The organism is Pseudomonas sp. 32A, assembly GCF_052682255.1.
The window spans coordinates 6,443,316-6,455,994 of record NZ_JBQYLY010000001.1 but is presented as its reverse complement, the minus strand read 5'-3'; the positions used below and the strand labels follow the sequence as shown (position 1 = coordinate 6,455,994).

At 55.5% G+C, this 12,679-nt stretch carries 11 protein-coding genes and 2 pseudogenes; 11 read left to right on the top strand and 2 right to left on the bottom strand.

The window, feature by feature from the left end:
• Nucleotides 1-25 precede the first annotated feature (25 nt).
• The 9 genes and pseudogenes from ACUN0G_RS29595 to ACUN0G_RS29555 all read left to right on the top strand — a co-directional run bounded on the left by ACUN0G_RS29595 (nucleotide 26) and on the right by ACUN0G_RS29555 (nucleotide 7,387).
• Complete coding sequence (locus tag ACUN0G_RS29595) at nucleotides 26-1,228, top strand: trans-sulfuration enzyme family protein (protein WP_027616441.1); 1,203 nt, start codon at nucleotides 26-28, stop codon at nucleotides 1,226-1,228.
• 142 nt (nucleotides 1,229-1,370) lie between these two features.
• On the top strand, nucleotides 1,371-1,688 hold the full coding sequence (locus ACUN0G_RS29590) for a DMT family transporter (RefSeq protein ID WP_027616442.1): 318 nt from the start codon (nucleotides 1,371-1,373) through the stop codon (nucleotides 1,686-1,688).
• 173 nt (nucleotides 1,689-1,861) lie between these two features.
• Nucleotides 1,862-2,644 (top strand): transporter substrate-binding domain-containing protein, encoded by a 783-nt coding sequence (locus ACUN0G_RS29585; protein WP_445575097.1) that lies wholly within the window; start codon nucleotides 1,862-1,864, stop codon nucleotides 2,642-2,644.
• A gap of 51 nt (nucleotides 2,645-2,695) precedes the next feature.
• On the top strand, nucleotides 2,696-3,424 hold the full coding sequence (locus ACUN0G_RS29580; RefSeq protein ID WP_445575096.1) for an ABC transporter permease: 729 nt from the start codon (nucleotides 2,696-2,698) through the stop codon (nucleotides 3,422-3,424).
• A complete protein-coding gene (locus ACUN0G_RS29575; protein WP_027616445.1) occupies nucleotides 3,421-4,131 on the top strand; it encodes an ABC transporter permease in 711 nt (236 codons plus the stop codon). Before ACUN0G_RS29580 ends, ACUN0G_RS29575 begins: the two co-directional genes overlap by 4 nt.
• A gap of 52 nt (nucleotides 4,132-4,183) precedes the next feature.
• Nucleotides 4,184-4,945, top strand: coding sequence for an ABC transporter ATP-binding protein (locus tag ACUN0G_RS29570; protein WP_027616446.1), 762 nt, complete (start codon nucleotides 4,184-4,186; stop codon nucleotides 4,943-4,945).
• Nucleotides 4,946-4,957: 12 nt separating this feature from the next.
• Nucleotides 4,958-5,462: pseudogene (locus ACUN0G_RS29565) on the top strand (Lrp/AsnC family transcriptional regulator).
• 32 nt (nucleotides 5,463-5,494) lie between these two features.
• A pseudogene (locus tag ACUN0G_RS29560) lies at nucleotides 5,495-6,529 on the top strand (cache domain-containing protein); the annotation flags it as partial.
• Nucleotides 6,530-6,622: 93 nt separating this feature from the next.
• Nucleotides 6,623-7,387, top strand: coding sequence for a methyl-accepting chemotaxis protein (locus ACUN0G_RS29555; RefSeq protein WP_373682479.1), 765 nt, complete (start codon nucleotides 6,623-6,625; stop codon nucleotides 7,385-7,387).
• 27 nt (nucleotides 7,388-7,414) lie between these two features.
• Here the strand turns inward: ACUN0G_RS29555 and ACUN0G_RS29550 are convergent, their stop codons facing one another.
• Together ACUN0G_RS29550 and ACUN0G_RS29545 are read right to left on the bottom strand one after the other, a co-directional pair.
• The gene (locus ACUN0G_RS29550) at nucleotides 7,415-8,050 is read right to left on the bottom strand and encodes a LysE family translocator (RefSeq protein ID WP_027616449.1); all 636 of its coding nucleotides are present in this window, start codon (nucleotides 8,048-8,050) and stop codon (nucleotides 7,415-7,417) included.
• A gap of 371 nt (nucleotides 8,051-8,421) precedes the next feature.
• The gene (locus tag ACUN0G_RS29545) at nucleotides 8,422-9,336 is read right to left on the bottom strand and encodes a LysR family transcriptional regulator (protein WP_008433801.1); all 915 of its coding nucleotides are present in this window, start codon (nucleotides 9,334-9,336) and stop codon (nucleotides 8,422-8,424) included.
• 248 nt (nucleotides 9,337-9,584) lie between these two features.
• Between ACUN0G_RS29545 and ACUN0G_RS29540 the strand changes: the two genes are divergently transcribed.
• Nucleotides 9,585-10,607 carry a zinc-dependent alcohol dehydrogenase family protein gene (locus tag ACUN0G_RS29540; RefSeq protein ID WP_445575095.1) on the top strand — a complete coding sequence of 341 codons (1,023 nt, stop codon included), beginning with the start codon at nucleotides 9,585-9,587 and terminating at the stop codon, nucleotides 10,605-10,607.
• Between the two features lie 650 nt (nucleotides 10,608-11,257).
• On the top strand, nucleotides 11,258-12,667 hold the full coding sequence (locus ACUN0G_RS29535; protein ID WP_445575094.1) for a hypothetical protein: 1,410 nt from the start codon (nucleotides 11,258-11,260) through the stop codon (nucleotides 12,665-12,667).
• The last annotated feature ends 12 nt before the right edge of the window (nucleotides 12,668-12,679 follow it).

The window sequence follows — 12,679 nt, the reverse complement described above, 5'->3', positions numbered from 1 at the left end:
TACACAACAATAACGAGGAATCGACATGCGCCCCGATAAGCACAACCTTTCGACATTATCTGCAGCGACACTTGCTGTTCATGGCGGCAATGTCGCGGATGTCACCAGTGGCGCCGTCCGTACGCCATTGGTTATGGCGAACTCCTATCTCTTGCCGGAAGACCCCGCGACCATGGACTGGTCGAGTCCGGATGGGCTCGTGTACACACGCAATCAAGGTCACAACCAGGTCTGCCTTGAGAAAAAACTCGCGGCCCTTGAAGGGTGTGAAGATGCGGTGGTATTCGCGACCGGTGTCGCGGCGTTGCACTCAGTGTTTTTTTCATTCCTGAAAAGTGGCGACCATGTCATTGTCAGTGACATCACCTACCAGGCGGTCTGGCGGCTTTTCGCCGAACTCCTGCCTGAGCGTTACGGCATTGAAGCCACCTTCGTGGATGTCGGTGACCTCGAATCGGTGCGTAATGCCATTCGGCCCAATACCAAACTGATCCACACTGAAACGATCGCCAACCCCACCACGAAAGTTGCAGACATTGCCGCATTGGCTGAAATTGCACACGCCCATGGCGCGCTGATCTCTGTAGATGCCACGTTCACGCCCCCTCCATTTTTCCGTGCAAGTCAACACGGCGTCGACTTTGTCATTCACTCATTGACCAAGTACATCAATGGTCATGGTGATGCCATGGGTGGGGTGGTGATCGGCTCCAACCAGTTGATCAACAAGATCAAGAACGATGCCTTGGTTGACCTCGGTGCGACCATTTCTCCGTTCAATGCATGGATGATAATGCGCGGATCGGTCACGTTGCCTCTGCGTTTAAAGCAATTGCTGAACTCGGCCGAGAAGTTGGCTCACTTTCTGGACAACGACGATCGGATTGCCTACGTCTACTACCCCGGTTTGTCCTCCCATCCACAGCACGAGTTGGCGCGCCGGCAATTTGCGGGCAAGGGCTATGGTGCAGTGATGGCGTTTGCCGTAGAGGGTGATCCTGATGCCCAGAACCGCTTTGTATCGAACCTGCGCATCATCACGTCGGCCGTTTCATTAGGGCACGACGAATCACTGATCGTGCACGTAGGTGCAGAGGGTCGAGGTGGCTTTGACAAGTACCCCGAAGAGTTCCGCCAGTACGGTCATTTGCGCTTTTCAGTCGGATTGGAAGACCCAGATGACTTGATCAAGGATATTGCGTTCGCGCTGGACGCAACATTCAAGTGATTGAGTTGAAAACATCACGAAACTAGGGTTTGGTCAACCCGTCTTTACCCCCGTCCTCGCGGGGGTCTTTTTAATAACGTTGACGTTTTAATTGCGTCTGGCGCGAACAGTCTATGCGTTTTTTATCGTTTAGGAGTTGCTCATGGCTTGGGTGAGTTTGATCATTGCAGGAGTATTTGAAGTGGTGTGGGCTTTTTCGATGAAGCAATCTGAAGGGTTTACGCGATTAGTGCCCACGGTCATTACATTTGTAACCGTGATTGCCAGTTTTGCGCTGTTGTCCTTCTCGATGAAGAGCTTGCCGCTGGGTACGGCATACACCATCTGGACGGGGATCGGCGCTGTGGGAGCTTTTGCTGCAGGTATTTTCTTCATGGGTGAACCCGCCACGCTGTTGCGTATCGTGGCCGCCGTATTGATTGTCAGTGGACTGTTAATGATGAAATTGGTGTCTGCTTGAAAGGCGAGCATTTTGCTCGTGATAACGTTCAATTTGCCATATTCGTAAAGTCGCCGTACTCAGGTAACGTTCAAGTCCAGACGCAGGTCTCGCTAAATAATAACGAGCGTCATGGTTAATGCTGTCGGATGTTTACTGCCCTTAATCCAACTACAATATCTAGGGATGTAATTATGATTTCGCTAAAGAAGCTATGTTTAGTAATGGGCTTGGCGTTGTGCACAAGTGCAGTGTCTGCCAAAGAATACTCCACCTTGCGTTTCGGCGTAGATGCCAATTACGCGCCGTTTGAGTCCAAGGCCGCCGATGGCAGCCTCAAGGGATTTGATATTGACTTGGGCAACGCGATTTGCGTCAAGCTTTCAGTCAAATGCATCTGGGTGGAAAGCGATTTTGATGGCCTGATTCCAGGCCTCAGGGCCGGCAAGTTCGACGGTATCCTGTCATCCATGACCGTGACGGCCACTCGTGAAAAAGCCATTGATTTTTCAAGCGAGCTTTTCTCCGGATTCACGTCCTATGTGTTCAAGAAGGGGTCGGACCTGAGCACGGATGTGGCATCACTCAAAGGCAAAACGGTTGGCTATTTTCAAGGCAGTATCCAGGAAGCTTACGCCAAGGCCGTGCTGGACAAAGCCGGGATAAAAATCCAGTCCTATCAGAACCAGGATCAGGTGTATTACGACCTGGTAGCGGGGCGGCTGGATGCATCCCTTCAGGATGCGCTTCAAGCCCAACTGGGTTTTATCAACTCCCCCCAGGGCGCTGACTACGAAATGAGCCCGTCGGTCGAGAGCCCTTATCTTCCCTCCAAAACAGCCATCGGCATCGCCAAGGGCAATACAGAGCTCAAGGCCTTGCTGGATAAAGCGATCCAGGCTCTTCACGACGATGGCACCTATGATTCGATCCAGAAGCAGCATTTTGGCGATCTGAATCTTTACAGCGGCAAATAACCACCCGGCGCTCGTCCGCTGGATGGGCGTTTTCGCTATAGGTTGTTGATCATGTTTGAACCATTATTAGGCGCATTGGGGCTCTCTGCATTCAGCTTGCAAGGCTTCGGCCCGCTGCTGCTCGAAGGCACCTGGATGACCGTCAAGCTGTCCCTGTGCTCTCTTTTGCTTAGCGTATTGCTCGGGTTGATGGGCGCCAGCGCTAAACTGTCCAGTCTCAAGCTGCTGCGTATGCCCGCGCAGCTCTACACCACACTGATTCGTGGGGTGCCGGATCTGGTGCTGATGCTGTTGATTTTCTACAGTCTGCAAACCTGGCTGACGGTCATCACAGTGGCATTGGGCTGGCAGTACATCGAAATCAATCCCTTCGTCGCAGGAATCATCACCCTTGGTTTTATCTACGGCGCCTATTTCACCGAAACTTTCCGCGGCGCCATGCTGGCCGTACCCCGTGGACAGGTCGAAGCCGCTACTGCCTATGGGTTAAGTCGCGCCCAGCGTTTTCGCTTTGTGATATTCCCGCAAATGATGCGGTTTGCCCTCCCGGGGCTGGGTAATAACTGGATGGTAATTCTTAAAGCCACCGCATTGGTGTCGATCATCGGCCTGGCTGATTTGGTAAAGGCTGCCCAGGACGCAGGAAAAAGTACCTATCAATTGTTCTTTTTCCTGGTACTGGCTGCACTGACCTATCTGATCATCACCAGCATCTCCAACTTCGTCCTGCGCTGTCTGGAAAAACACTACGCCGCGGGTTTACGGGAGGCAGTGCGATGATCGAACTACTGCAGGAGTACTGGAGGTCATTCGTCTACAGCGATGGCCAGCAAATCACTGGTCTGGCCATGACACTATGGTTGCTCAGCGCATCGCTTTTCATCGGCTTTATCGTATCTATTCCATTGTCCATCGCACGCGTGTCCCCCAGGTTTTACGTGCGCTGGCCAGTGCAGTTTTATACCTACCTGTTCAGGGGGACACCGCTCTACATCCAACTGCTGATCTGCTACACCGGAATCTACAGCCTCGCCGCAATACGCGCTCAGCCTGTGTTGGACGCATTCTTTCGCGATGCAATGAACTGCACCATTCTTGCCTTCGCTCTGAACACGTGCGCTTACACCACCGAGATATTTGCCGGGGCCATTCGCAACATCGCTCATGGCGAAGTCGAGGCGGCAAAAGCGTATGGCCTCTCGGGATGGAAACTCTATGCGTTTGTGATCATGCCGTCAGCCTTGCGTCGCTCGCTGCCGTATTACAGCAACGAAGTGATCTTGATGCTGCACTCAACCACGGTGGCATTCACCGCCACGGTGCCGGACATTCTCAAAGTTGCCCGTGACGCGAACTCAGCGACCTTTTTAACCTTTCAATCGTTTGGGATTGCGGCACTGATTTACCTGGCGGTCACCTTTGCGTTGGTCGGAGTGTTCCGAATTGCCGAACGTCATTGGCTGGCCTTTTTAGGGCCGACTCACTGAGCCCTGTATCTGACAGGGCCGCTCCCAACCCGCTTAGAGGATGATTGCGAACATGTACAAATTGACGGTTGACGGACTACATAAGAGTTACGGTACCCATGAAGTACTCAAGGGTGTTTCCCTGCAGGCCAAAACGGGCGATGTCATTAGCCTGATCGGCGCGAGCGGTTCGGGAAAGAGTACGTTCCTGCGCTGTATCAATTTTCTCGAAACACCCAACGACGGTGCCATGAGTTTGGATGGCAAACCAATTTGCATGGTTAAAAATCATGCTGGATTACGTGTGGCGGATGACCGCGAGCTGCAACGACTGCGTACCCGCTTGGCCATGGTCTTCCAGCATTTCAACCTGTGGGGACACATGACCGTGTTGGAAAACATCACCATTGCCCCGCGTCGGGTGCTAGGCATCAGCAAAAAAGACGCAGAAGACCGTGCGCGGCGATACTTGGATAAAGTCGGCTTGCCTGCCCGTGTTGCCGATCAGTTCCCTGCATTTCTTTCCGGTGGTCAACAGCAGCGGGTAGCGATCGCCCGCGCCCTCGCCATGGAGCCCGAAGTCATGCTGTTCGACGAACCCACCTCGGCGCTTGACCCTGAGGTGGTGGGCGAGGTGCTCAAAGTCATCCAGGGGCTTGCTGAAGAGGGGCGCACCATGATCATGGTGACCCATGAAATGGGGTTTGCACGCAAAGTGTCGAACCAACTGCTGTTCCTTCATCAAGGACTGGTTGAAGAGCAGGGCGGACCTGAAATTCTGGATAACCCCAGAAGCGAGCGCCTGCAGCAGTTTCTGTCCAACGGGCTTAAGTGAAATGCTTTGGCTATGACCAGCGGAACAAAGAACCACGCGGCCCATGAGGGTTTGGGACGCATCGACGCGGCCATCGTCGACGTATTGCGCCGCAATGGGCGCATCACCTATAAAAAAACTCGCCTCACTGGTGCACTTGAGCGAGAGCCCTTGTCAGCAACGCGTTCGCAAGCTGGAGAGGCTGGGCGTCATCCGCGGTTACGGGGCATTTATTGACGAGCGCAAGCTATTACCCGGTTTATCACTGGTGGTTCTAGTGACACTGGATGAGGGCAGGAGATGCAGCACGCAAAAGGTATTTGAGGCGCTTGTCAGTGCTTGCCCGCAAGTCATTGAGTGTCACTTGGTGAGTGGTGCGCTTGATTACTGCCTCCGAATACGCTGCCGGGATATGGAGCATTTCCGATCAATCACTGAATCATGGCTGGAGAGCACTGAACTGCACCTCGAGAAACTGGTGGCCTATCCACAGCTGGCCGTCATCAAGCCTTCATCGACGCACCTTGGTATCGAATAACAATTACAACACTTCACGCCTAGAGATAAACCATGATGATTGCGAACCTGAAGTTCAGTCATAAGGTATTGCTTGCAGCATCATTCGTTGTTGTCGCAGCGTTTTCGCTTTTTACGCTTTACAACGACTCGATTCAGCGCAAAACCATTCGCTCGAACCTTGAAAACCACCTAGAGGAAATGAGCAAGATCACGGCTGCAAGCGTTCAGTTCTGGCTCTCTGGGCGGGTACTTCTAATAGATCATGTTGCCCAGGAGGTTGCCAATGATCCCGCGTCGCAAAACATCACGCGGCTGCTGGAGCAGAGGTCGTTGCTATCGACGTTTACCTTCACTTATCTAGGCAGTCGTAACGGTAGTTTCGTCATCCGGCCAAAGGACGATCTACCTGCTGATTACGATCCTCGCACCCGGCCTTGGTATACCGACGCAATGGCTGCAGGAGGGACAACGCTGACTGAGCCTTACCTCGATGTGACGACAGGGCAACTGATGATGACCATTGCAACGCCGGTCAGTCAGGACGGCCAGCCGCTTGGAGTGGTAGGCGGGGATCTTACACTGGAGACGCTGGCGACCATTGTCAGCTCGCTCGACCTAGGTGGAATTGGCTATGCCTTTCTGGTCAACGCAGATGGCAGGGTGTTGGTTCATCCAGAAAAAGAACGGGTGATGAAGCAATTGAGCGATATTTACCCCCTGAACACGCCATCACTTAGCTCCCATATCAGCGAGACGGAGCAGGACGGAAAACCTCAAATTTTGATGTTCTCGCCGATCAAGGGACTGCCTTCGGTGAACTGGTATATCGGTTTGTCCATCGACAAAAGCAAAGCTTATGCGGCACTTGATGACTTTCGCACTTCCGCCATTTTGTCGATGGTTATTGCCGTTGCGACCACGCTGCTTTTGCTGGGCTTGCTTATTCGCGTACTGATGCGGCCCCTGAGGTTGATAGGTACAACCATGCGGGATATCGCCCAGGGAGAGGGCGACCTTACCCGCCGCTTGAGTGCGCATTCGAAAGATGAGTTCGGAGAACTGGCCGCAGACTTCAACCTTTTCGTGGAACGTATTCAGCACTCAATACGTGAAGTGTCTTCTGCTACCGAGCATGTCAATGAAGTGGCCAGGCGTGTAACGCAGACCTCTAGTGCGTCAATGTCGAACTCGGACGACCAGGCCAATCGCACCAACAGTATTGCGGCCGCGATTAACGAACTCGGCGCGGCGGCCCAGGAAATCGCGCGTAACGCGGGTGACGCTTCCCTTCAGGCGTCGGATGCCCGGTGCCAGGCTGAAGATGGCCGCGAGGTGGTGACCCAAACGATAAATGCCATGGGCGCGCTCTCTGGGAAAATCCGCACGTCATGCAGCAACATAGAGGCGCTGAATGGTAAGACCGAAAATATCGGTCGAATTCTTGAAGTCATCAAGGGCATTTCCGAACAGACCAACCTGCTGGCACTCAATGCCGCGATCGAGGCCGCGCGGGCGGGTGAAGCCGGGCGTGGGTTTGCTGTTGTAGCTGACGAAGTTCGCAGCCTGGCTTACCGCACGCAGACGTCAGCCCAAGAGATCCATACAATGATTGCAGAGCTTCAGATGGGCGCACGTGAGGCGGTACTCACCATGAACGAAAGCGAGCGCTACAGTAAGGACGGCGTGATTATCGCCAACCAGGCCGGTGAGCGGCTGGGCAGCGTCAGTCAGCGCATCGGCGAGATTGACGGAATCAACCAGTCGGTGGCGACAGCAACTGAAGAGCAAACTTCGGTCATCGGTTCACTGAACATCGACATCACCGAGATCAAAAACCTCAACCAGGAAGGGGTGGAAAACCTGCAGGCCACACTGCTTGCTTGTGACGATCTTGAACGACAAGCCACACGACTCAAGCAGCTGGTGGATGGCTTTCGAACTTAGGCCATCCCTACAAGAGCAGGCATTGAATCACGCGCGCGAGAACAGCAGCTTAAAACCTGCTGCGCCAAAGACCAACGCAAGGGTGCCTTCAATCCATCGGCGCGCCCTGCGATAACCCCGAATCATCGGTGCCGTGGAGAAAACGATCGCATAACCGCAGAAAATAGAAATGCTCAACACGGCACAGCCAGCCAGGATGATCATAACTGTTACAGGTGTCGCTTGTGGTCCCAGGCCGAGCGTCATCGTGGCGATCCAACCCAGTAATGCCTTTGGGTTGGTCAGGTGCATAAGCAAGCCCCGCCGGTAGAGGCCAAAACCCGAGATAGGCGGTGCTGCGCCCAGCGCTTTCTCAATTTTCTCGTCAGGTGTCAGGGCAGAACGTCCCGCTTTCAGGGCTAGGAACAGCAAGTATGCTCCGCCGACGATCTTGAGCACGAAGAGTGCCTCTGCGAACTGAAGCAGAATGGCCGAGACGCCTGTGGCGGCCATCGATCCCCAAAAAAAAGAACCACTGATCACTCCGGCTGCAAGCATCAGCGCAGGTTTTCTGCCTTGGTGCATGGCAACGCCCATGATCCGCATATTGCTGGGCCCCGGGCTTGCCGCTCCAACAATGTAGGCGGTAAAAACGAGTAGAAGGTGGTGGAAATCAAATGACATCAGTCGACCCTCGAGCTGCTTGTAATAGCTCGCAGCTTAAGTGTTCATAAGCTATTCGTCATTGGGTTCTTTAGCTGAATTTTCTGGCTTATTTGATTCTCATCTCGTGGGACTGGATCGCGCTCAATGGGATGTTTTCCATCGCCAACTTCCTGTAGTCCTACGCCGAGTTTGCCCCTGCCAATCCTGTCATCAGCGTGTGATTTTTCGAGATTTGGGCTGCTAGACCTTAGACTGGGGGCATCCTTTTCGAACCAACCAAAGCATGCCCTCAGATATGCCCCCAATGTAGCAATGCACTGGAGGTGGATGGATCTCCATGGTCCTTGAAAAGGCAGAAGTGATCGGATAAACAGCCCGCCATCCGGCCCCTAGAGACTCTCAGGGTCGCCAAAAAACATCTGAATCCGCGACCGCAACCACCGTTCCCCCGGATCATTGTCCTGAGACCCACGCCACGCCATGTGCAACTCAAACGTACGCACAGGCAACGGCGGCTCTTCAGCCCGTAAGCCACCCGCTGAAGTCAACGCTTCAGCGGCATAGTCCGGCACGGTCGCGACAATATCGGTCCCCGCCAGCAACGTCCCCAATCCATTGAACTGCGGCACAGCCAGCACCACGTGGCGCTTGCGGCCCAGTTTCTCCAGCTCTTCATCCAGAAACCCGCTCAAATCCCCGGCAAACGACACCAGGGCATGGGGCCGCGCACAGAAGTCATCCAGGCTCATGGAGCCCGGCATGCTGTCGGCCCGCAGCAGCATCGGCTTGCTGCGGCGCAGGACCTTGCGCTTGGCGTTGGCCGGCAAGTCGGTGGTGTAGCTCACGCCGATGGAGATTTCCCCGGAGGCCAGCAGGCCGGGCATCAGGATGTAGTTGACGCGGCGCACCACCAGCACGATGCCGGGGGCTTCGGCCCGCAGGCGCTTGAGCAGCAGTGGCAGCAGGGCGAATTCGACGTCGTCCGACAGGCCGATGCGGAATACGGCGGTGCTGGTGGCCGGGTCGAACTCCGATGCGCGGCTGACGGCGGTGGAAATCGAGTCCAGGGCCGGGGAGAGCAGGGCGAAGATTTCTACCGCACGGGCCGAAGGCTCCATGCTGCGCCCGGTACGCACGAACAACGGGTCGTCGAACAGGCCGCGCAGGCGCGATAACGCCGCGCTGATGGCCGGTTGGCCAAGGAACAATTTCTCGGCAGCGCGGGTCACACTGCGCTCATGCATCAAGGTTTCGAATACGATCAACAGGTTGAGGTCGACACGACGCAGGTCGTTACGGTTCATCTTGTGTCCCAGGCGGCGTCAGTAAACTTGACGGGAGCGGTCATATAAGAACAATGACCGGCATGAATCTTACGGGGAAAGGCTGGTACTCTGCACCGGCTAATTCAGTTTTCCTACATGGCTTGGTGCGTTTTCCGTGTGTGCGGAATCAATGACAGACATGTCGACTATTAATGGCGACCGGTGGCCTTGCTCCGAAAGCCCAGATAGAGTTCATGGCAATAGAGGTTACTTTGACGAGGTTTGCGATGTCCCGCACGATCCGTTTTCACAAGTTTGGTCCGGCCGAGGTGCTCAAATGCGAAGAGCATGTAGCCGCTAAGCCCGCATCGGGCGAAGTGCAGGTGCGCGTCGAAGCGATTGGCATCAGCTGGTATGACATTCTGTGGCGCCAGAACCTGGCGTCGTCCCATGCCCGTCTGCCATCAGGCCTGGGCCATGAAATGGCCGGTGTGGTGGTGGCCGTAGGCGAGGGCGTCGACGACCTGGCGGTGGGTGACAAGGTCGCCAGCTTCCCGGCCGAGAGCCCGAATGATTACCCGGTGTATGGCGAACAAATCGTCCTGCCCCGTTCGGCCTTGACCCGTTACCCGAACGTCTTGAGCCCGATTGAAGCCAGCGTGCACTACACGCCGCTGCTGATTGCCTACTTTGCGTACATGGACCTGGCGCGGGTCAAACCCGGGCAGTTCGCCCTGGTGACGGACGCCAGCCACTGTGCCGGCCCATCGTTTGTGCAGCTGGGCAAAGCCCTGGGTGTGCGGGTGATTGCCGCGACCAAGACCAGTGATGAGCGCGAATACCTGCTGTCCCTCGGGGCAGAAAAGGTCATCGTCACCGAAGAGCAGGACCTGTTGATGCAAATCAACAAGTTCACCGACAACCGCGGCGTTGACGTGGTGTTCGATGGCTTGGGTGGCCCGCAGATGTCGCTGCTGGGCGATGTGCTGGCGCCCCGTGGCAGCCTGGTGCTGTACGGCCTGCAAGGTGGCAACCAGACGCCATTCCCGGCTTGCGCGGCGTTCCAGAAGAATATTCAGTTCTTTGTGCACTGCATCGGCAACTTCACCGGCAAACCGGAACTGGGCATCATCCAGGACCAGGTGGCCTTGCAGCGAGCCCTGCGTGACATCAACCAACTGACCGCCGACAAGGTGCTGGTACCGCTGAAGACCACGGTGTTTCCGTTCAGCCAGTTCGTTGAAGCGCACCGTTATATGGACGAATGCCCGTGCCGTGAACGTGTGGCCTTGCAGGTAGAAGCTGTTTGATCTGTGGGAATATTCTCAAGCGAGTATTCCTGCCCCCGGGCGCATGGGGCAAATGCGCCATTTAGCAGGGCTTAAGCTGCTTACCGCTTGAATCGGGACTTCAACGTTTCAACCCGATAAATTACCCGCCTGCCCCCTGGCGCCGCCCTGAATTCCAGTGCGGCGTTGTCGTGTCTGGACATTCGACACCTCACGGTTGCTCCCATCTGAACTGGTTTTATCGGCCGTTCTGTATCTGTTAATCACGTCGCAAGTGCTGATAATTGCCCGGTCACTTTCATCTCAAGGATTGAGCAATGATTGAATATCTGAAATTACTCCGTGCGTCCGTTAAATCCAATAATGCGCTATATGCCCGACCAGGCGAAAAACTTATATTAAAGTTGGTCATGTCGGAAGATTCTTTAATTTGTAAGTTAGGGCAGAGTAGGAAGTTGTCAGAATATTCCTAGGAGCGCCCGTTTTAGCTCGGAACTCCGAAGCGTGCCGCTTGTACTGGGCTGGAAGCCCTGAAGCGCACGTTTGCAGGTATGGCCCGGTGCTAATCTTCATTGAAGTCACAGGTTGCAACGCCCCTACAGAAACAACAGGTCAGGCACGTCCCGGTAACGGTTGCCCGAAACTGATATTTCAACTCAGGTAGTAGAACTATGAGCGCTATTCACGAACAAGCCATGAACTATGTCTATCAACAAGTATTGCAACGCTTGGTAGGGCATTTCTCACGAACAGAGCGCACCTCGCTTCAATTATTAATTCAACGCATCGTGGTGGCGGCAGGTGGCATGGAGCGGATCGGTGATTACAAGGTGCTGCTGGCTCACGGTACAGGTGCCGGCACCAGCTACGCCTTGACCTTGCTGCGGGCGGCACAACTGACACTCGCGGGCCGGGCGCCGCGGACCTTTCAATTGCGCGTCGCCACCTTGCGCCATGCCGGCATGACGCAATCGGCGCTGGATACGTTGCATCGCGGCTACAGCGCGCTGTTTATGCATGACGATTCGCGTGTCGAACTGCTGATGGTGGAAAACCACGAAGTGTTGCCGTTCAACCACCTGCGGCCGGTCTCCGGCACCGCGCGCGATACCAGCCGGCGCAACATGCTGATGGTGGGGCACCTGACCTCGGGCGACCTGCGCCAGACCCTGTGCAACGATGCCTATCTGGCCCTTGGCGACTTTTACCAGCGCGTGACCACGTGGAATGGTGGCGTGCATGCATTGGTCAGTGGTGATTCCGCGCGCAAGCAACGCGAATACCTGGCGTGGTTGAAAAAGGCCGCGCTGGCGGCCGGCGTAGAGATCCCGGCCCGCCAGCCCCTGATGCTCAGCGGGCTGTTTGCGCGCATGGACGAGTGGAGCCACGCTTATTACTGCGACGTCTACGGCGAGCACTACGATGCTGTTGATACGTCCGAAAAGGATAACCACCGTCACATGGCCTATATCTGCATTGCGGACCTGATGGAAGCGGTCGAGTACCCATCCGGCCCGTTGTTGCGGCAGTTCCTGGACTATAAACCCGACGAGTTTGGCTTTCATTTCAGCCACGCGACCTACGCAAACCCGATGCTGATGGCGCATTTACGGGGCTTGCAGGCCGAGTGCCTGAGGGAACTGAATTACGAGGAGGGCGCCTCGGGCTTTGTGCAGCAGGCCACGCCGTTCATGCGCCGCAAGCAGATTCCCGAGCATTTGATTGCCCAAGCCGCCACCCCGGATGGCCGCGACTTGTCGGCCAGCTTTGCCCAGGCGCTGTTTGGGCTGGATGAAAGCCAGCTGAACTGCCTGATGTTTTCGCCGTTTATCCGGCACGGCGAGCGCCTCGAAAGCTTTTTGCGTCAGTGCCACCCCGGCATGCTGGTGGCACTTCCCGAGCTGCACAAGGCGCTGCAAGGCAAACCGGTGGCCGAGATGCTGGTGCAATGGGTTATCGATATCAGCGGGCTGCCGATCAACCTGCTGCAGCACCTCTATCGCAAACGGCCGGCCACTGCGGTTCCGTGCGCGGCCGCAGCCCCGCAGCAAGGCGCGCCTGCCATGGCAACCGGGCGTTAACGGGGTGACGGC